Below are 18,838 nucleotides of genomic sequence, written 5' to 3'. Positions count from 1 at the left end.
TTGTTGGCACGAGGTCAGATTAGCCCCGTTTACCCACTTTTAGCGAGCATAAGTGTTGTGATGGCGGGAATTAAGGACGTTTGCAACCGTCATGGTCAATTGATTTCTGACCAAATGGTCTAAAAAATCTTTGGTTGCCGTTAGGGCAGTGCGCGTTCCATCACAAGAGCATCGATATTTGGGCCTGTTTTTCTAGAATAATAACCTTTGCGCCGACCGCACTGGCGATACCCGCATCGCCCGTACAGCGCGATTGCTGCAACATTGTCGGCAGCCACGTCCAGAAATGCGCGGTTTGCCTGCAAAGTGACTGCCCGGTCGTGCCAGATGCGCATGGTCTGAAACCCGAGACCTTGTCTTTGAAACGTGGGGTGAGTCGCAATCGTCAGTAACTCTGCCTCACCCGCGATCACCTGAAAAAGGGCAAAGCAGCGGGCATTTCCAACGTAATCAGTGAACCGGTTTTCCATAAGGCCGGCGAATTCATCGGCAGTCCATGGGCGTGACTGGGTGAATGCCGCTGCATGTGTCGCTGCCATCTCGTAAGGCGTCATTGGTCCAGTAACACAGGCGGCACATCTCGGGATGGGGCCGCGTCCGCAGGTCTGACATATAGCGGGGCCGGAGGCGCACTGACGCTGTGCCATCGTTTTGCGGCAAGTCTGGCAACGGCTTGTATCTGCAATGCGGGGTCGGGGCAGACATACAATGGCCCATGCTTTTCGGCCTCGTCCAAAGGCAAAAGGCATGGGCCGGTTCCGGGAAGTTGTACATATACCTGTTCGCGCGGCGCAGGGATGGCTGGAAGTTGCCCCGCTTCTGCCAGTTCAATCAGAGCATCGAACCCAGAAACGCCCACCGCCGGGACGCCAAGGCCCAAGGCAAGGCCCCGGGCGGCAGAGACCGAGATGCGAATACCCGTGAAATTACCGGGCCCAATCCCAACACCGATAGCGTCCAGATCGGCCCATACGCAACCGGCCTCGGTCAGCACTTCTTGCAGCAAGGGCATCAATCGTTCGGCTTGACCCCGCGACATGCCTTCGACACGGGATACTGCGATCACACTGCCACGCAACAAAGCGGCCGCGCAATGCGCGGCCGATGTATCAAATGCCAGGATCGTCGGGTCAGACGGCAACTGGGCGAACCTCAGTCACTTCGGGGATGTAATGGCGCAGCAGGTTTTCGATACCCATCTTCAGTGTCAGGGTTGATGACGGGCACCCCGCGCAGGCACCTTGCATGTGCAGGTAGACGATGCCGCGATCAAAACCATGAAAGGTGATGTCGCCACCATCCTGTGCTACGGCCGGGCGCACGCGGCTGTCCAGCAGGTCTTTGATCTGGTTGACGATTTCTGCATCTTCTCCGGTATGTTCGGCATGACCCGAGGCCGCTGCCGCGTCGGCACCCATGACGGGTTGACCGGATTGATAATGCTCCATCACTGCGCCAAGAATTGCAGGTTTGATGTGATCCCACTGAACATCGTCGGATTTGGTCACCGTGACAAAGTCGTTTCCAAAGAACACACCGGTCACGCCGTTTACGGCAAAGATTCGTTTGGCCAGTGGGGACTTATCACCAGCCTCGGCTGTCGGGAAATCCGCGGTTCCAGCCTCAAGCACCGTTTGGCCGGGCAGAAATTTCAACGTGGCCGGGTTTGGGGTGGATTCGGTCTGGATGAACATGAGGCAGCTCCGTCTGAGGTGTTTCTGATATGCGCTCAGGGGTCGGAGAAGTCAATATTTGGAACGATTCTAAATCGTGACCGCGTAACGAATCGCGTCATCCAGCCGGTCATCTCCCCAAAACAACTCTGTCCCTGCAACAAAACTGGGTGCGCCGAACAGGCCAAGTGCTTTTGCGCGCGCGGATTGCTCGAACAGCGCAGCCTTGATGCTCGGATCTTTTGCACGATTCATCACTGCCGCAGGCAGACCTGCCATCTTCAGGCAATCCTCAAGCACGCCTTCGTCAGAGATGTCCCTCCCGCCCCCGAATTCAGCGCTGAAGACAGCCTTTGCGAAGGAAGCCCGTTCTTCGCGATGCGCAAGGGCCAGAGCCAGGCGCGCTGCGGTGAGGGAGTTTTGCGGGAACGGGTCAGGCCGAACCAACGGCAGCCCTCGTGCGCCGCAAAGACGTTCCATGTCGCGCCACATATAGCGCCCTTTGGCCGGATACAGGTTGAACGGTGACGTGCGCCATCCCTGATCCGCGAAAATCGGACCCAACAGAAAAGGCTGCCAGTCGACCGGGACGCCTTTGTCCTGCGCAGCCTGTTCGATCCGCATCGCGCTGAGATAGGAATAGGTCGAGGCGAAGTCGAACCAGAACTGCAACGTCTTCGCCATGTTCGATCCTCAGGTGATTTCTTCCAACTTTTCCTTGCTCAGGTCACCTGGAACAATCGTGATCGGGATCGGTAGGCTGCCAGAGTTTTTTGTGAGCTGGGTTACCAGCGGACCGGGGCCTTTCTTGTCAGTCCCCGCCCCAAGAACAAGAACGCCGATCTCAGGGTCAGACTGAACGTGTTCGATGATCTGCGGCACCGGATCACCTTCGCGAATGGCCAGTTCAGGTTCTACGTTCTGTTTGTCGCGCATCCATTTGGCGAAGACTTCGAAATGGGCATGGATACGTTCCCGGGCTTCTTCGCGCATGGTTTCGGCAACACCGATCCAGTGATTGAACTCGTCCGGCGGAATAACCGACAAGATCGTCACTCCGCCACCTGTATGCGCGGCACGCATCGCGGCGAACCGCATTGCGTTCAGGCATTCACGGCTGTCATCCAGAACAACTAAGAACTTACGCATGGGTGTCCTCTTCAATTTTAAGGGATCATGCCCGAGCGTTTGCGTGCTGGCAACTCGGACACGTTCATGTCGATGTACTAGCGTTCGCTTGCAGCCCAGTCCCAGTAAAGTGTGCGGGCACGGCGGGCAATGGGACCAACCTGAAACTGTGTGTCTTCCAGCGCAGTTACCGATGTGATCTTGCTCATATTGCCGGACATGAAAACCTCATCCGCCTGGTGAAAATCCTCGAAACCCAAGACCGTTTCATGAACTGTAACACCATCCTCGCGCAGATTCTTGATATGTCGCGCCCGCGTGATCCCTGCCAAAAATGTGCCGTTGGGGATCGGGGTAAAGACCTCGCCATCCTTGACCATGAAGATGTTGGCCGTTGCCGTTTCGGCCACATTGCCCATCGCGTCAGCGACCAGAGCGTTCGAGAATCCTTTGGAGCGTGCCTCTTGCAACATGCGCGCATTGTTGGGGTAAAGGCACCCGGCCTTGGCATTGACCACAGCCGATTCCAGTACCGGGCGACGGAATCGCGTGGTCGACAGCGTGGCCGAAGCCGTTTCTGGTGCCATTGGGATTTCTTCCAGACAGATGGCAAACCCTGTGCTGTTTTCCTGCGGAACGATTGCCGTGCTATCGCCGTCAATGCCCCAATACATCGGGCGGATATAGACAGCCGTGTCAGGGCTGTAGGCTTGCAACCCTTCATGTACCAATTCGACCATCTGCTCGGTTGTCATGGTCGGTGTCAGCATCAGGGCTTCGGCGGACCGGTTCACCCGGGCGCAATGCGCGTGCAGATCAGGGGCCAACCCGTCGAAATAACGGGCGCCGTCAAAGACCGAAGACCCTAGCCACGACCCGTGATCCGCTGCGCGCATGATGGGAGTATCCCCGTCATGCCATTGGCCTTGGAAATAGGTCCGGATGTTTTTGCCGGTTGCCATGACGCCCTCCTGTGGTTCAGGCAGACCCTAGGAGGGCGTCAGGCGAAGGTCCAGTGCATTCAGCGTGATGCCGATCCGACCATACCGACGATTTCATAGGTCTTTTGCAGGATCGGAGCGGCGATCTGGCGGGCGCGCTCGGCCCCATGAGCCAGAATCCGGTCAATCTCGGCCTGTTCTCCCATAAGACGCGACATCTCAGTCGAGATTGGGGCCAGCTTGGCGACTGCCAGATCAGCCAACATCGGTTTGAAATCACCGAACTGCTTGCCCCCAACTTCGGCCAGAACCTGCGCTATGCTCTGTTCGCTGAGTGCTGCGTAGATATTGACCAGATTGCGCGCTTCGGGGCGGCCCTCCAGACCTTCGACATCCGACGGCAAAGCGTTAGGGTCGGTCTTGGCCTTGCGGATTTTCTTGGCGATCGCATCGGCATCATCGGTCAGGTTGATCCGGCTCATGTCCGAGGGGTCGGAGGACGACATTTTGCGCGAACCGTCCCGCAGGTTCATCACGCGCGGGGCAGGGCCTCCAATCACGGGCTCAGTCACGGGAAAGAAGTCGACGCCGTAGTCGTGGTTGAACTTGATCGCGATATCGCGGGTCAATTCCAGGTGCTGCTTCTGGTCTTCACCCACAGGAACATGTGTCGCGTGGTAGACAAGAATATCGGCTGCCATCAGGGCAGGGTACGCAAACAGGCCAAGCGAGGCATTTTGCGCATTTTTGCCCGCCTTGTCCTTGAACTGCGTCATCCGTTGCATCCAGCCCATTCGGGCGACGCAGTTGAAAATCCAGGCCAGCTGAGTGTGTTCGGGCACCTGGCTTTGGTTGAACAGGATTGATTTTTCTGGATCAAGACCCGCCGCGATAAAGCCCGCGCAAACCTCGCGTGTTTTTTCGCGCAGACGATCTGGGTCCTGCCATACGGTGATGGCGTGCAAATCGACCATGCAATAGACGGTTTCGAATTCGGGACCCTGCATATCGACAAAACGCTTGAGTGCACCAAGGTAGTTCCCAAGGTGCAGGTTTCCCGAAGGCTGGATGCCGGAAAACACGCGTGGCGTGAATTGGGACTCAGTCATCAAAGGGAACTCCTGTCTGGAAAAATCAGCCCCCGTCGCTTACCCATGAGGCAAAGGGACGTCAACAGCCGCGAAAGGCCAGCCCAATGAGCAGTGGACATTACACACCGCCTGTGAACCCTCTGCCACCTGCTGTGGTGGCGTTGGTTCTGTTCATAATCGGGATAGAAATTGCCTTCACGCTGGGATCACGCGGGCTGGTCGGAGGGCCAACAGCGGTGGGCTGGCGGCTGGATGCGATACAGCATTACGCGTTCTCGGCGGATATTTTCGACTGGATGGTTCTGAACGGGCGCTGGCCATTCGAACATGTCATCCGCTTCGTGACCTACCCCTTTGTATCCGCCAATTTCACCCAGGCGATTTTCGTCTGTGTTTTCGTGCTGGCGATGGGCAAAATGGTTGGCGAAGTGTTCGGCAGTTTCCCAATGCTGCTGATTTTTGTCGTGTCGGGCATTGGCGGCGCATTGGCCTACGCCGTGTTACTGGACCCGCGCTATCCGCTGATCGGAGGGTTCCCGCCGGTGTACGGTCTGATAGGCGCATTTACGTGGTTGTTGTGGCGCAAACTGTCACTTGTAGGTGCAAACCAAGCACGGGCATTTCAATTGATTGCCGTCCTTATGGGCATACAATTTCTTTTCGGCCTGATCTTTGGTGGCAACTGGGAATGGGTTGCTGATCTGGGTGGGTTTGCCACCGGTTTTGGCATGTCTTTTCTTGTTGCACCGGGCGCGTGGTCCCGGATCGTCGGCCGCATTCGCCGGGATTGATCAGGACCGGCGCAGGGCGTGCTTGAACTCCGACAGTTTGAAAGCGCCGAAGATATGGCCCAGAAGGAAATATGAGACGGCCGCGACCATGATCAGGACCAGCAGTGCCAGATAGCGCCAGCCGGGAACATCCAATGCCCACCCGAACAGGTAGAGCGCTGCGTATAATATCGCGCCCATCCCAAGCGAAGCGGCCACAATCCGGCCCGCGCGCTTTTTGAACCGGACATCAAAGCGCGCCTCTTCACCCATACGTCGTGCGCCGAAAGCCAGTAGCACCACCATCGCCCACCCCGCAGTCGATGCGGCAATTGCTGGCGCGATCCAGCCCACCAGTGGAAACAGACCAAACGCAAGAGCAGCGTTCACGATCATCGCAACAACTGCGTAGTGAAACGGGGAACGCGTATCCTCGCGCGCAAAGAACAGCGGTTGCAGCAATTTTTGCAACATGAAGGCAGGAAGCCCGACCCCATAGATGGCAACCGCAAGGGCCGTGGCGGCCGTATCCTCGGGGCCGAACTGACCACGTTCGAACAGCACCGATACGAGGGGGGTTGGCATAACCACGAAGGCCACAGTCGAAGGCAGCGTCAGCAGCAGTGTGAACTCACCGGCCCGGGAAAAGGCATTGCGTGCGCCCTCTTTGTCCTCCGCACGCAAACGGCGGGACAGGTCCGGCAACAAGACTATGCCGACAGCAATGCCTACAACACCCAAAGGCAACTGGTAGAGCCTGTCTGCGGCAAAAAGCCAGCTGACGGCATTTTCGGTTTTCGATGCAACCAATTGCCCGACAACGAGATTAACCTGTGTGACCCCCATCGCCAGCGCGGCCGGGACCGCGATACGTACCATCCGTCGCATTTCAGGCGTCAGGCGCGGCATGCTGGGGCGGATGCGGATGTCGGCGCGTTCGGTTGCGATCCAGACCAGCGCCAGCTGCGCGACACCGGCCACTGGAATGACAGGGATCAACCACCGGATCACCTCGCCGCCGGACATGGCACCGGCAATCAGGGCGGTGCAAGCGAAGATGTTCAGCAGAACAGGTGCGGCTGCCGCCGCCGCGAACCGCCCGGTTGCATTCAGAACGCCTGAAAACAAGGCAGCCAGAGACATGAACAGGATGTATGGAAACACAACATATCCATAGTCCACCGCCAGATCGAACCGTTCATCGCCGTAAAACCCTTCGGCGGTCAGCCACACCAGACCGGGCATGAAAACCATGGCCAGCCCGACCAGCGCAAGAACAGCCACGGCCAGAAGATTGAATGCGTCCTGCGCAAAACCCTGAGGGTCTTCGTCGGCTTCCAGTCGTTTGGAGAACATCGGCACAAAGGCCGCGTTAAATGCCCCCTCGGCGAAAAAGCGGCGGAACATGTTGGGCAGGCGAAAGGCAGCAACAAAGGCATCCATCACTGGGCCCGGTCCGATATAGGCCGTCAGCAGTATTTCCCGTAGAAACCCCAGAATTCGGCTGGCGAGCGTCCAGAAGCCGACCGTGAACAGGCCAGAGAACAACCGTATTTGCTTCATGAGGCCGCACGCTCGGCGCCTTCGGTGATTGCCGTGCGCAGCTTGGCCTCAAGCCCGCGCTGCTTGCTTTCCGAGTAATACTTCAAGCCAAACATATCCTTGACGTAGAACGTATCGACCACCTGTTCGCCATAGGTCGCGATCACGGCATTGGCGATATACACGTTCGCCGCGGCCAGGGTCCGGGTCAGATCAAACAGCAGGCCTGGGCGGTCGCGTGTGTCCACCTCGATGATTGTGTAGATTTCAGAGCCCTCATTGTCGAACGTGATATGAGTTGGCACGTTGAAAGCGCGTTCGCGTTTCTTGATCTTGTCACGCGACTTCAGTGCTTCCTTGGCGACGACTTCGCCGCGCAGGGTCTTGTGAATCATCTGCGTCAGGCGTGGAAGGCGCGATGCCTCGAACGGGTGCCCTTCGGCGTCCTGAATCCAGAACGCGTCCGTCACGTAGCCGTCTTTGGTGGTATAGCTGCGTGCATCCACGACATTCGCGCCGACCAGAGCCAGTGCCCCGGCGATGCGGGCAAAAATACCGGGGTGATCTCCCATGGCGAAACAGGCCCGCGTCGCATCACGGTCTTCATCAGGTTGCAGGCGAATTTCCATCGCGCCGGGGTCGCCGCTTTGTTCCAGCGCGTACAGCATCTCGGCAAACTCGATATGCGTCGCAAGGTTCAGGCCCTGCCAATACGGGGCGTAGTGGCGCCCGGTCTCGACCTTGAGGTCAGCCTTGGACCAGTTGTCCAAGGCGCGGCGTAGCGCTGTTTTGGCCTCGGCCCCCCGGTTCGCCCGGTTCAGATCTTCCATACCGGTTTCCAGTGCACGCTTTGTTTCAGCATGCAGGGCGCGCAGCAAGGTGGCCTTCCAGTTGTTCCAGGTGGTCGGGCCAACACCGCGAATGTCACAAACCGTCAGAACCGTCAGCAAATCCAGCCGTTTGGTTGTCTGAACGGCCTTGGCAAAATCGCGCACCGTCCGAGGGTCGGAGATATCGCGTTTTTGCGCCATGTCGGACATCAGCAAGTGATAACGCACCAGCCATTCAACGGTTTCGGAATCCGATTTGTTCAGGCCGAGCCGAGGCGCCACCTTGCGCGCGATCTGTGCCCCAAGGATCGAGTGATCTTCGGGGCGACCTTTCGCAATGTCATGCAGAAGAAGCGCGACGTACAGCACCTTTCGGTTCACCCCGCCTTTCAGAATCGATGACGCCAGAGGCAGGGATTCGACCAGTTCTCCGCGTTCGATCTGGGCAAGATTGACGATGCATTGGATCGTATGCTCGTCCACCGTATAGCTGTGATACATATTGAACTGCATCATCGCCACGATGTGCTCGAACTCGGGTAGGAAAGCGGACAGCACGCCCAGTTCGTTCATACGTCGCAATGCACGTTCCGGGTTGCCGTGTTTCAACATCAGATCCAGGAAAATGCGCTGGGCTTCCTTGTCGCCGCGCATCTCGTCATCGATCAGATGCAGGTTCGCGCTCACCAGCCGCATGGCATCGGGATGGATCAGCATACCTGTCCGCAAACCTTCTTCGAACAGGCGCAGCAGGTTCACTTTGTCGGATAGAAATTTTTCAGGTTCCACCAGATCCAGACGGCCGTGAACCACCTTGTATCCCGCCTTGACCCGTCGACGCCTGCGGAAAATGCGTTCCAGCAACGGCGCACCTTTCATGTGCAACGATTCGAGTTTGGTCAGGAAGATGCGCGTCAACTCACCCACGCGGGTGGCTTCGCGGAAATACCGCTGCATAAACACTTCGACTGCGCGACGCCCGGCGCGGTCCTCGTACCCCATGCGCGCGGCAACCTCGACCTGCATGTCAAAGGTAAGCTGCTCGGTCGCACGACCGGTGACAAGATGCAGGTGCGAACGCACAGCCCAAAGGAATTCTTCGGCCTGAACAAAGGTCTTGAACTCTTCGGGGGTGAACAAGCCCAAAGGCACCAGTTCGGCCACGTCCTGAACGCCATAGACATATTTCGCGATCCAGTAGAGGGATTGCAAATCGCGCAGGCCGCCTTTGCCTTCCTTCACGTTGGGTTCGACCATGTAACGCTCGCCTTGTTTGTGGTGGCGTTCATCACGTTCGTGCAACTTTGCTTCGATGAATTCGCGTTCGGTTCCCTTGAACAGTTCGTCTTTCAGCCTTCGGTCCAACCCGTCCGCCAGCGCCTTGTCACCGGCCAGATAGCGTTGCTCCAACATCGCTGTGCGGATCGTGAAATCCTCGGCGCCCAGCCGCAGACAATCCTTGATCGTGCGTGAGGAATGCCCGACCTTCAGCCGCAAATCCCACAGGATATAAAGCATCGACTCGATAACGCTCTCGGCCCACGCGGTGATCTTGTAGGGGGTGAGAAACAGCAGATCGACGTCGGAAAACGGTGCCATTTCCCCGCGCCCATAACCGCCAACAGCCAGAACGGCGATCTTTTCACCTTGGGTGGGCGTTGCAAGCGGATGCAGGCGTGTGCTTGAGACCAGCATCGCCGTCCCAACCAGTTGATCCGTCAGGTAAGTGTATGAGCGCGTGAGTGCCCGCGCGTCGAAAGGACGTTCGCCAAATGCCTCTGCAATGACCGCGCGGCCAGACTTTTGAGCCTCGCGCAGAATGCGCACCGTCTCGGACCGCATTTTGGTGTTGTCCGGGCAGGCCTCAAAGGCCTGAGCCAGTGCATCATTGACGGCAGTGCTGTCGAAGATGTCCCCGGCGGGGCAGATCAACGCGCTTTCGGGCACGTTGATCGCGCCAGTCAGATCAGAAACCGGCGCCAGAGAAGCTTTGTGGGGCAGGGTCAATCACAACCACCTGTTTGTTCTGGATCGTGGCAACCGCCAGACCGCGTTCGTTGGTGCCGTCCGGGCGCAGGCGGAAGATGCCGCCAACGCCCTGGAAACCGGCGTTCTGTGTCAGGGCCGAAGCGGTCAGGGCATCTGATTTGCCCTGGCTGACCAAGGCCCCAATTGCGGCGATACCGTCATAGGCTAAACCGCTGATCGGGTGCGGTGCTTCGCCGTAGGTTGCGTTGTAACGCTGACGGTAGGCTTGTGCCTTGGACGGGTCAGGCAACGCAAACCACCCCCCCTGAACCCCCGGAAGCTCCAGAGTTTGCGGAGGGATATCCCAACGTGTCAGGCCAATGAATTGCGTGGTTGCCGGAGAAACACCGGCCTCTGGCAGCAATTGCGAGAACAGCGGCAATGCCCCCGCCGTGGTCGCCGTCAGAAAGATCGAATCCGCGCCCGTCGAATCGACAGTGGCCTTGATCGTGGGAACCGCATTAATGACACCCTGTTGCGACCGGTCGTATGCGACGGTCCCTGCATTGTTGACCCGACTGTTCGCTATGGCATTGGCGATTGCGGACCGGCCCAACTGTCCTGCGGCGTCGTTGCTGTGCACGACCACGGTGTTGACCTTGCCCTGACTGCCCGCATAATTCACCAGCCGGTTGGCCGTGTTGTCAAAGGTCGGGCCCAATACAAAGACGTTGCCGCCTGCAATGCTGGCGTTGTTTGAAAACGAAAGAACGTTGACGTTCTTGCTCAGCACCGCCAATCCCGCAGCATTCGCTGCTTGGGCATATACTGGACCAATGATGATTTTTGCCCCGTCCGCAACAGCCTGTTGTGCAACGGCTGTCGCCGTGTTCGGGTTTCCGGCCGTGTCATAAACGCGTAAGTCGATCTGGACATTTGGCAAATCCGACATTGCAAGCCGCGCAGCATTCTCAAGGCTTTGCGCCAGCGCTGCATCACCAGATTGCGCAGATCCTCTGGGAACCAGCAAGGCGACAGGAACCGGCTTTGCGGTATTGATCGAGGGACCTCCGCCAAGACCACCTGGTTCACAGGCAGCAAGAAACGCTGCGGTCGTCAGGGCAGCGGCGACTTTCGCCAGCTTGCTTACGGGCTTGCAAACGGTAAACATCTAAATGAAAACTCCCTGATCCGGCGGCTGCGAATGCTTCTGTTCTGTTGAGCCGCGATAATAAACGTCACGCTGTGAGGGTCCAGCTTTGAATTTCCAAAAGATCAAGTTGGCTGCGGGCCTGTATTTTGTTGCCACTCCGATTGGAACAGCACGCGACATTACGCTCAGGGCCTTGGATGTTTTGGCCTCAGCCGATGTGATTGCGGCAGAAGACACCCGCAGTTTACGTCGCTTGATGGAAATACATGGCATCCCGCTGGAAGGCCGACGAATCCAAGCCTATCACGACCACAGCGGCGCAGGCGCACGCGGCAAGATCATGGAGGCGCTGGCGCAAGGGCAATCGGTGGCCTACGCGTCCGAAGCAGGAATGCCGCTAATTGCCGATCCGGGCTATGATTTGGGCAAGCAGGCCGCCGAAGCCGGGTATACCGTGACCTGCGCCCCGGGCGCGTCTGCCGTTGTAACGGCCCTGACGTTGGCGGGGCTTCCCACGGACGCCTTCTTTTTTGCAGGCTTCCTTCCCAACGCATCCAAAGCACGCCGCACCCGTATCGAGGCGTTGAAGGACATCCCCGGCACATTGGTGTTCTACGAATCTCCGAAACGCGTTGCCGCCTGTCTGTCGGACCTGGCTGAATGCTTGGGGCCTGAACGGCAGGCTGCGCTTTGTCGAGAGCTGACAAAAAAGTTTGAGGAGGTCCGTCGCAGCAGCCTGTCCGAACTGGCAGAGGAGTATCGGGGCAAGACGGTCAAAGGCGAGATCGTCCTGCTGGTGGACCGCGGTCATTCGCAAAGTGTTAACGAATCCGATCTAGAAGAAGCTTTGAAACGGGCTTTGGAAAATCACTCAGTTCGGGATGCAGCGGATCTTGTATCGGAAATGTACGACCTGCCGCGCCGACCGATTTATCAGAAAGCATTGAAATTGGGCAAGGGATGACATGGGGCGGCGTGAACGACAGGGTTCGATCTCTTACCACGCCGGAAAGGCCGCAGAGTCACAGGTCGCCGCAGATTACGAGCGTCGGGGCTTTGCCATAGCGCATCGTCGCTGGCGGGGCGCTGGCGGAGAGATCGACCTGATTGCACGCGACGGCGACGGGCTTGTGTTCATCGAAGTTAAAAAAAGCACCAGCTTTGAAAAGGCCGCTGCCCGGATCAGCCGCAAGCAGATCGAACGGATTTACGCCTCTGCCGCGCAGTTCTTGGAAAACGAGCCGGACGGGCAGCTGACAAACGTGCGCTTTGACGCGGCGCTTGTGGATGGTTCTGGCGCGGTTCAAATCATCGAAAACGCCTTTGGTTTTGGTTAAGCCCCATTGAACCCACAGGCGTGCTGGTCCATGTATCTGGCGGGAAACTGAGGGACATGCCATGAAAATCGCCTTTCAAATGGACCCGATCGGGGCCGTGGATATCAATGCCGACAGTTCGTTCCGTCTGGCGGAAGAGGCACAGGCGCGCGGGCATTCTTTGTTTTTCTATGGTCCGGATCATTTGGCCTATCAGCAGGGTCGCATCACCGCGCGAGGTCACGACATGACTGTGCAAAGGGTTGCCGGAGATCCTGCGGTTCTGGGTCCCGAACGTGAGGTGGGTCTGGCCGATTTCGATGTCGTCTGGCTGCGTCAGGACCCGCCTTTTGACATGCATTACATCACGTCCACGCATTTGCTGGATCGTCTCAAGGGGCAGACGCTTGTCGTCAACGATCCGTTCTGGGTGCGCAATTACCCGGAAAAGCTGCTGGTGCTGGATTTCCCCGAACTGACCCCGCCAACAACGATTGCGCGCGACTTGCAGACGATCAAGGCGTTCAAGGAAAAGCACGGCGATATCATCCTCAAACCGCTTTACGGGAACGGCGGCGCGGGTGTGTTCCGGCTTGACGCCAATGACCGCAACCTGACTTCCTTGCATGAGCTGTTCACCGGATTCTCGCGCGAACCTTTGATCGTGCAGAAATTCCTGCCGGATGTCAGCAATGGCGACAAACGGGTGATTCTGGTGGATGGCGAAGCGGTCGGCGCAATCAACCGGGTACCCGCCAAAGGCGAAACGCGGTCGAACATGCATGTTGGCGGACGTCCGGAAAAGATCGGCTTGTCCGAACGCGATCTTGAGATCTGTGCGGCGATTGGGCCTTTGCTGAAGGAAAAGGGTCAGGTCTTTGTCGGAATTGACGTTATTGGCGACTATCTGACCGAGATTAACGTGACTTCACCGACCGGCATTCAGGAGCTGGAACGGTTTGACGGCGTAAATATCGCCGAAAAGATCTGGCAGGCCATCGAGGCCAGGCTTTAGGCCATAACCCGGGCAGAGATGCGAAAACTCAGCGCTTCAGCCACGTGTGGTCGGCGGATATCGGTCGCGCCGTCCAGATCGGCGATGGTGCGCGCCACCCTCAGGATTCTATGAAAGGCCCGGGCTGACAGGCCGAAACGATCTGCGGCTTTCAACAGCAGCTCTTTTCCTTCGGCATCGGGCGTGGCGATCTCTTCCAGTATTTTGCCTTCTGCATCAGCGTTTTGTCGTAACTCCGGCGTGTCACAAAACCGGTCTGCCTGAATGGCTCGCGCCCTTTCGACACGTGCTGCAACCGTCGCCGAACTGTCGCCCGAAGGGGGCAGATCGAGGTCGGTAAAGCCCACGGGCGGGACTTCGATCCGCAGATCGAACCTGTCCATCAGGGGCCCCGAGATTCGGTTCAGGTAATCTTCGCCACATCCCGGTGCCCGCGAACAGGCACGGGACGGATCGGTCAGATAGCCGCATTTGCAAGGGTTGGCGGCGGCCACCAGCATGAAACGACATGGGTATTTCACATGGGCGTTCGCGCGCGCCACCATGACTTCGCCGGTTTCAATGGGTTGCCGCAGGGTTTCCAGAACGGTGCGTGGAAATTCGGGGAATTCATCCATGAACAGCACACCATTATGGGCCAATGAGATTTCGCCCGGTTTGGCCCCTTTCCCGCCACCAACTATGGCCGCCACCGAGGCCGTGTGGTGCGGTTCGCGGAACGGGCGAGTGCGGTTTATTCCGCCTTCATCCAGTAACCCGCATAGCGATTGGATCATCGATGTTTCCAGGGCTTCCACGGCTGTAAGCGGCGGTAGAATTCCGGGAAGCCGCGCCGCCAGCATGGATTTGCCCGATCCCGGCGTGCCGATCATGATCAGATGGTGACGTCCGGCGGCGGCGATTTCCAGGGCGCGTTTGGCGCGCTCCTGCCCTTTCACATCGCGCAGGTCGCGGTTGGACGGTGTCAGGTTCACTTCGCCGGGTTGTGCCGCTGGCAAAGGGGATTGACCTGAGAAATGGCGCACGACCTCTCCAAGCGATCCGGCACCGATCACCTGAGTGGCATCGACCCAGGCCGCCTCGGCGCTGGAGGCGCGCGGACAAAGCAATGTGCGGTCTTCTGACGCGGCCGTCATCGCGGCGGGCAAAGCACCAACAACGGGCACCAGAGAACCGTCGAGTGACAACTCCCCCAATGCAACGGTGCTTTCCGCGGCATCGGCAGGGATGATGTCGAGCGCGGACAAAAGCGCGACCGCGATGGGCAGGTCGAAATGGCTGCCTTCTTTAGGAAGGTCGGCGGGGGACAGGTTGATGGTGATCCGCTTGGACGGCAGCGCAATGGCCATCGCGTTCAGCGCGCTGCGGACGCGGTCACGCGCCTCGGACACGGCTTTGTCGGGCAGGCCCACGATGGAAAAGGCTGGCAGTCCGGGTGAGACTGCGCATTGCACCTCGACCGGGCGGGCATCAACGCCTTGAAAAGCAACGGTGTGGGCGCGGGCGACCATGGCAGTCCTGTTTTGGTTAACAGGACGTTGCTGCCACGGTTCTGGTTTAAGAGTCGTTAACGGCTGCGCGCATGGCCGCGAATTTGGGCCATGCTTCGGGATCGGCCACGGTTTTGTTCTGGCAGAATGGGTTGCAGAACCCCCAACATTGTCCGTCTAGCTCCAGGAAATCGGTGACAGGCTTGCCGGAATACGGGCAGGCGGCGTTGATTGACGGACCACCTGAAACCGGCTTCGCAGCAGATACACCCCCGACCGGCCAGGGGCTGGACGGTAAATCCTGCGCGTATGGGAAGGTGTCGTACACAACGGTCAATCCCATGGCGCGCCACTGTCTGACTATGGGATCAGAGAGCAATTCCATGCAATAAGCCCGGTTCGCCTCTGACACCGGCAGCCCATATCCTATAATCCGCGCAGCAACGGGTGTGTAGAAGACGTCTGCCAGTGAATAGGCACCAAATAACGGGCCTTGGTCTGCCCCTGACACGCTCCGCGCATGTGCCCAGAGTGTTTCAATCCTCTCCAGGTCTGACAAAGTCGCCTCAGACGGCGTAAAGCCTTGCCACACGTTGCGCAGCTGCATGGCGCATTCTCCACGCAGGGCGCTGAAACCGGCTACCATTTCGGCGCATAGCCAGCGGGCTGTTGCCCGGGCTGCGGCATCCGAAGGCCACAACCCGGCATCGGGGTGGCGTTCGGCCAGGGTTTCGGCCATCGCCAGGCTTTCCCCCACAACCGTTCCATCCGGCATGCGCAGGGCAGGGACAAGGCGGGCAGGGGCCAGCGGTTCCATGTCTTGCGCCATGGTGCCGGAATAGAGGCCGATCATGTGGCTGCGATAGGGCAGGTTGAATTTCTCAAGCATCAACCAGCCGCGCATTGACCAGCTGGAGAAGAGGCGATCGCCGATATAAAGGTCATAAGTCATGCGCGGACGATGCCTCAGCTTTGCGGACCGGTAAATCAGTGATTTGTGTTGGACCTGTTCACGGAAGGTGATTGATCGATCCGACAGTCCACACCCCGCCGTTGACAGCAATATCCGTAACGGAAAGGTTGTCGATCCGATGCGCAAAGGTCTGCTGCCCGTCCAGACCAAGGGCGCGTTGTACTTGCGTTAGGATTACGCCGAAATGCGCGACGATCACCAGATCGCGGCCCGTATGCGCGGACATAAGCGCGTCGATCGCGGAATCGACCCGGTCGCGGACCTCATTCCAGCTTTCACCTTGCGGTGGGCGGACATCACCGGGGTTGTCCCAATAGGCAAAAGCCAGCTCGGGGTCTTCGGCTTCAATATCGGCAAACCCGCGAAGCTCCCACTGACCGAAATGGATTTCCCGCAGGTTCGGGTGATGTGGCAGACGGTGACGCTGGCCCTGAATGGCCGAAGCAGTGTCAATTGCACGCGACAGGTCGGACGAAATCACAAATGCATCGGGTGGCAAATGATCGTGCAGGCGCTTCAGCGCTGCTGTATCGCTTAGATCAGCAGGCAGATCGGACCAGCCAACCATCGTCTTTGCATGCGTAGGCCCATGGCGAACAAGATGCAGTCGCGTCACGGCAGCTGCCCTTTCAGGACCAACGGCAACCCGGCGGTCACTTGCACCACCAGATCAGCCTGTGCCGCAAGCGCGATGTTCAGCCGACCCTGCGCTTCGCGAAAGCGACGGGCAAGCGGGTTATCGGGAACAATACCGTGCCCGACCTCGTTCGACACGATCACTACCTGCGCTGTACATGCGCGCAGGGCCTTTAGCAGGTCAGTTTGGACTGCCCCCAGATCGGTTTCGGCCAGCAAATGATTGCTGACCCATAAAGTGGCGCAATCTACCAGACACACCTGATCCGAGGATAGGCTGGACAGCACCGGTCCCAGGTCAAGAGGCTCTTCAATCGTGGTCCAACCGCCGCCCCGCTGTACCAGATGGCGATCAACCTTCTGCCGCATCTCGTCATCAAACACTTGTGATGTCGCTAGGTAAACTCGATTTTTCCCAGTGGAAACAACGAGGTTCTCGGCAAATGCCGACTTGCCTGAAGCAGCTCCGCCCAGAATTAAGGTTAAATCTGACGCCACAGTACTTACCTAAAGATGATCCAATTAGTGCTGTTTTGCGTATCGGTCATAGGTCGGCATGGCAAGCCCGGCCAACGCCTGCAAATCAGGGGGAGAGGTTTATGGCACTGGACAACGCGACAGATTTTTCGATGTCCCGGCAAGCGATGAAGGCCGAGTTGCTGGATGCGGAAACGGAACTGAAGCTGGCCTATGCCTGGCGTGACCAGCGTGACGAACAGGCACTGCACCGCCTGATCACAGCGTATATGCGGCTGGCAATTTCGATGGCGGCCAAGTTCAAACGCTATGGCGCGCCGATGAATGACCTTATCCAGGAGGCCGGTCTGGGATTGATGAAGGCCGCAGACAAGTTCGACCCTGATCGTGGGGTGCGGTTTTCGACTTATGCGGTGTGGTGGATCAAGGCGAGCATTCAGGATTATGTGATGCGGAACTGGTCCATGGTGCGAACGGGGTCCACCTCGGCGCAGAAATCGCTGTTTTTCAACATGCGTCGGGTTCAGGCCCGCCTTGAACGCGAGGCCGCAACCGAAGGTCTTGAACTGGATCGCCACCAGCTGCATCAGATGATCGCCACGGAAATCGGGGTTCCTCTGCGCGACGTTGAACTGATGGAAGGTCGGCTGTCAGGGTCGGATTTTTCCCTGAACGCGGTGCAATCCGCCGACGAAGACGGGCGTGAATGGATCGATGCGCTGGAAGATGAACGCGAACAGGCCGCCGAAGCAGTTGAACACACCCACGACACCGAACAGTTGCGCCAGTGGTTGCTGATCGCGATGAACGCACTGAATGACCGCGAGCGGTTCATTGTGCGCGAACGCAAACTGCGCGAGCCTGCGCGGACACTGGAGAGTCTCGGCGTCGAGTTGGGACTGTCCAAGGAGCGGGTGCGACAGCTTGAGGCCGCAGCGTTCGCAAAAATGCGCAAGAACCTTGAAGCCCAGTCGAACGAGGTGCAACACTTCATCGCATGAAACAGCTTGCGATTCTTGCGTGTGTTCTGGGCCTTACGGTTACAGCGGCGCGACCCGGACTGGCGGAAGATCTTATTTCCGATGATGCGGCTCTCGCGATGCGGGATGCAGATGTAGTAATTCTGGGAGAGGTTCACGACAATCCCCGCCACCACCTCATTCAAGCCGAAGCGATAGTGGAAATCTCACCCTCGGCCGTTGTCTGGGAGATGGTCACCGAAGAAGGCGCGCAACGGCTGGCGCAAAAAGCCGTCTCCAACCCGGAAGAATTGAGCCGTATTCTGCAATGGGCAGAAAGTGGTTGGCCACCGCTCAGGCTGTATTATCCGGTGTTCAAGGCCTCCGGTGCGCCGGTTTACGGGGCCATGGTGCCGCGTGCTGCCGCGCGGGCTGCGATGGAACGCGGGGCCGCCACGGCGCTGGGTGCAGACGCGGCGCGCTATGGTTTGACTGTACCGCTGACGCCCGAGGAGCAGGAGGCGCGTGAGGCAGATCAAATGGCCGCGCATTGCGATGCTCTCCCACCCGAAATGTTACCCCAGATGGTCGCGATCCAGCGTTTGCGCGATGCGGTTCTTGCGCGCGCGGTGATGCGCGCGATGGAAGAAACCGGCGGCCCGGTTGCCGTGATCACTGGGAACGGGCATGCGCGCAAAGACCGAGGTATCCCGACATTTCTTGAACGCCTTCAACCCGGATGGAAGGTGGTCTCGGTCGGACAGTCCGAGGACGACATCATCGACGGTGACTTTGATATCGTAATCGACAGCCCCACAGTCGAGCGTGAAGATCCCTGTGCGGCGTTTCAGGTTCAGAATTAATCGCTGGAACAAC

At 58.3% G+C, this 18,838-nt stretch carries 20 protein-coding genes; 6 read left to right on the top strand and 14 right to left on the bottom strand.

Annotation, left to right across the window (positions count from 1 at the left end; translation table 11 throughout):
* Positions 1–140: 140 nt before the first annotated feature.
* The 7 genes from ACR0D9_RS12240 to trpS all read right to left on the bottom strand — a co-directional run bounded on the left by ACR0D9_RS12240 (position 141) and on the right by trpS (position 4,851).
* Positions 141–554: a GNAT family N-acetyltransferase gene (locus tag ACR0D9_RS12240; protein ID WP_480506752.1), complete on the bottom strand. Its 414-nt coding sequence runs from the start codon at positions 552–554 to the stop codon at positions 141–143.
* Entirely contained in the window at positions 551–1,141 is a 591-nt protein-coding gene (gene tsaB / locus ACR0D9_RS12235) for a tRNA (adenosine(37)-N6)-threonylcarbamoyltransferase complex dimerization subunit type 1 TsaB (protein WP_480538975.1), read from the bottom strand. Before tsaB ends, ACR0D9_RS12240 begins: the two co-directional genes overlap by 4 nt.
* A complete protein-coding gene (locus tag ACR0D9_RS12230) occupies positions 1,131–1,694 on the bottom strand; it encodes a NifU family protein (RefSeq protein ID WP_267366253.1) in 564 nt (187 codons plus the stop codon). Before ACR0D9_RS12230 ends, tsaB begins: the two co-directional genes overlap by 11 nt.
* Positions 1,695–1,763: 69 nt before the next feature.
* Complete coding sequence (locus ACR0D9_RS12225; RefSeq protein WP_480538973.1) at positions 1,764–2,357, bottom strand: DsbA family protein; 594 nt, start codon at positions 2,355–2,357, stop codon at positions 1,764–1,766.
* A 9-nt stretch (positions 2,358–2,366) separates the two neighbouring features.
* Positions 2,367–2,822 carry a universal stress protein gene (locus tag ACR0D9_RS12220; protein ID WP_267366250.1) on the bottom strand — a complete coding sequence of 152 codons (456 nt, stop codon included), beginning with the start codon at positions 2,820–2,822 and terminating at the stop codon, positions 2,367–2,369.
* A 77-nt stretch (positions 2,823–2,899) separates the two neighbouring features.
* Positions 2,900–3,763 carry a branched-chain amino acid aminotransferase gene (locus tag ACR0D9_RS12215; protein WP_480486675.1) on the bottom strand — a complete coding sequence of 288 codons (864 nt, stop codon included), beginning with the start codon at positions 3,761–3,763 and terminating at the stop codon, positions 2,900–2,902.
* Positions 3,764–3,822: 59 nt separating this feature from the next.
* Positions 3,823–4,851, bottom strand: a complete 1,029-nt coding sequence (gene trpS / locus ACR0D9_RS12210; protein ID WP_480486677.1) for a tryptophan--tRNA ligase — start codon at positions 4,849–4,851, stop codon at positions 3,823–3,825.
* 86 nt (positions 4,852–4,937) lie between these two features.
* Between trpS and ACR0D9_RS12205 the strand changes: the two genes are divergently transcribed.
* Positions 4,938–5,624: a rhomboid family intramembrane serine protease gene (locus ACR0D9_RS12205; protein ID WP_480483200.1), complete on the top strand. Its 687-nt coding sequence runs from the start codon at positions 4,938–4,940 to the stop codon at positions 5,622–5,624.
* Here the strand turns inward: ACR0D9_RS12205 and murJ are convergent, their stop codons facing one another.
* From murJ to ACR0D9_RS12190, 3 genes are read right to left on the bottom strand one after another with little or no spacing between them, the layout of a single operon-like run.
* On the bottom strand, positions 5,625–7,166 hold the full coding sequence (gene murJ, locus ACR0D9_RS12200; protein ID WP_480538971.1) for a murein biosynthesis integral membrane protein MurJ: 1,542 nt from the start codon (positions 7,164–7,166) through the stop codon (positions 5,625–5,627).
* A complete protein-coding gene (locus tag ACR0D9_RS12195; RefSeq protein WP_480475156.1) occupies positions 7,163–9,982 on the bottom strand; it encodes a [protein-PII] uridylyltransferase in 2,820 nt (939 codons plus the stop codon). The genes murJ and ACR0D9_RS12195 overlap by 4 nt, the downstream gene beginning before the upstream one ends.
* On the bottom strand, positions 9,942–11,114 hold the full coding sequence (locus ACR0D9_RS12190; protein WP_480483206.1) for a penicillin-binding protein activator: 1,173 nt from the start codon (positions 11,112–11,114) through the stop codon (positions 9,942–9,944). The genes ACR0D9_RS12195 and ACR0D9_RS12190 overlap by 41 nt, the downstream gene beginning before the upstream one ends.
* Positions 11,115–11,202: 88 nt before the next feature.
* Here ACR0D9_RS12190 and rsmI point away from each other — a divergent pair, with 88 nt between their 5' ends.
* The 3 genes from rsmI (at position 11,203) to gshB (ending at position 13,427) form a co-directional block, all read left to right on the top strand.
* Positions 11,203–12,060, top strand: coding sequence for a 16S rRNA (cytidine(1402)-2'-O)-methyltransferase (gene rsmI / locus ACR0D9_RS12185; protein ID WP_480538969.1), 858 nt, complete (start codon positions 11,203–11,205; stop codon positions 12,058–12,060).
* Position 12,061: 1 nt separating this feature from the next.
* Entirely contained in the window at positions 12,062–12,433 is a 372-nt protein-coding gene (locus ACR0D9_RS12180) for a YraN family protein (RefSeq protein ID WP_480538967.1), read from the top strand.
* Between the two features lie 61 nt (positions 12,434–12,494).
* Positions 12,495–13,427: a glutathione synthase gene (gene gshB, locus ACR0D9_RS12175; protein ID WP_480538965.1), complete on the top strand. Its 933-nt coding sequence runs from the start codon at positions 12,495–12,497 to the stop codon at positions 13,425–13,427.
* Here the strand turns inward: gshB and ACR0D9_RS12170 are convergent.
* Genes ACR0D9_RS12170 through cobU form a run of 4 tightly spaced genes read right to left on the bottom strand, consistent with a single transcriptional unit; the run spans position 13,424 to position 17,024 of the window.
* Positions 13,424–14,938: a YifB family Mg chelatase-like AAA ATPase gene (locus tag ACR0D9_RS12170; RefSeq protein ID WP_480538963.1), complete on the bottom strand. Its 1,515-nt coding sequence runs from the start codon at positions 14,936–14,938 to the stop codon at positions 13,424–13,426. The two genes, gshB and ACR0D9_RS12170, sit on opposite strands and share 4 nt — an antisense overlap.
* A 46-nt stretch (positions 14,939–14,984) precedes the next feature.
* Positions 14,985–15,869, bottom strand: coding sequence for a glutathione S-transferase (locus ACR0D9_RS12165; RefSeq protein ID WP_480538961.1), 885 nt, complete (start codon positions 15,867–15,869; stop codon positions 14,985–14,987).
* A gap of 58 nt (positions 15,870–15,927) precedes the next feature.
* On the bottom strand, positions 15,928–16,506 hold the full coding sequence (locus tag ACR0D9_RS12160; RefSeq protein WP_480486691.1) for a histidine phosphatase family protein: 579 nt from the start codon (positions 16,504–16,506) through the stop codon (positions 15,928–15,930).
* On the bottom strand, positions 16,503–17,024 hold the full coding sequence (gene cobU / locus ACR0D9_RS12155) for a bifunctional adenosylcobinamide kinase/adenosylcobinamide-phosphate guanylyltransferase (RefSeq protein ID WP_480486693.1): 522 nt from the start codon (positions 17,022–17,024) through the stop codon (positions 16,503–16,505). Before cobU ends, ACR0D9_RS12160 begins: the two co-directional genes overlap by 4 nt.
* 101 nt (positions 17,025–17,125) lie before the next feature.
* On the opposite strand from cobU, the gene ACR0D9_RS12150 reads away from it, so the two are divergent.
* On the top strand, positions 17,126–18,004 hold the full coding sequence (locus ACR0D9_RS12150) for an RNA polymerase factor sigma-32 (RefSeq protein ID WP_480486695.1): 879 nt from the start codon (positions 17,126–17,128) through the stop codon (positions 18,002–18,004).
* Complete coding sequence (locus tag ACR0D9_RS12145; RefSeq protein WP_480486696.1) at positions 18,001–18,825, top strand: ChaN family lipoprotein; 825 nt, start codon at positions 18,001–18,003, stop codon at positions 18,823–18,825. Before ACR0D9_RS12150 ends, ACR0D9_RS12145 begins: the two co-directional genes overlap by 4 nt.
* The last annotated feature ends 13 nt before the right edge of the window (positions 18,826–18,838 follow it).

It is taken from the genome of Ruegeria sp. AK11 (assembly GCF_056541095.1).
Note: the sequence above shows the minus strand (reverse complement) of the source record. Positions and strands in the feature narration are given on the sequence as shown.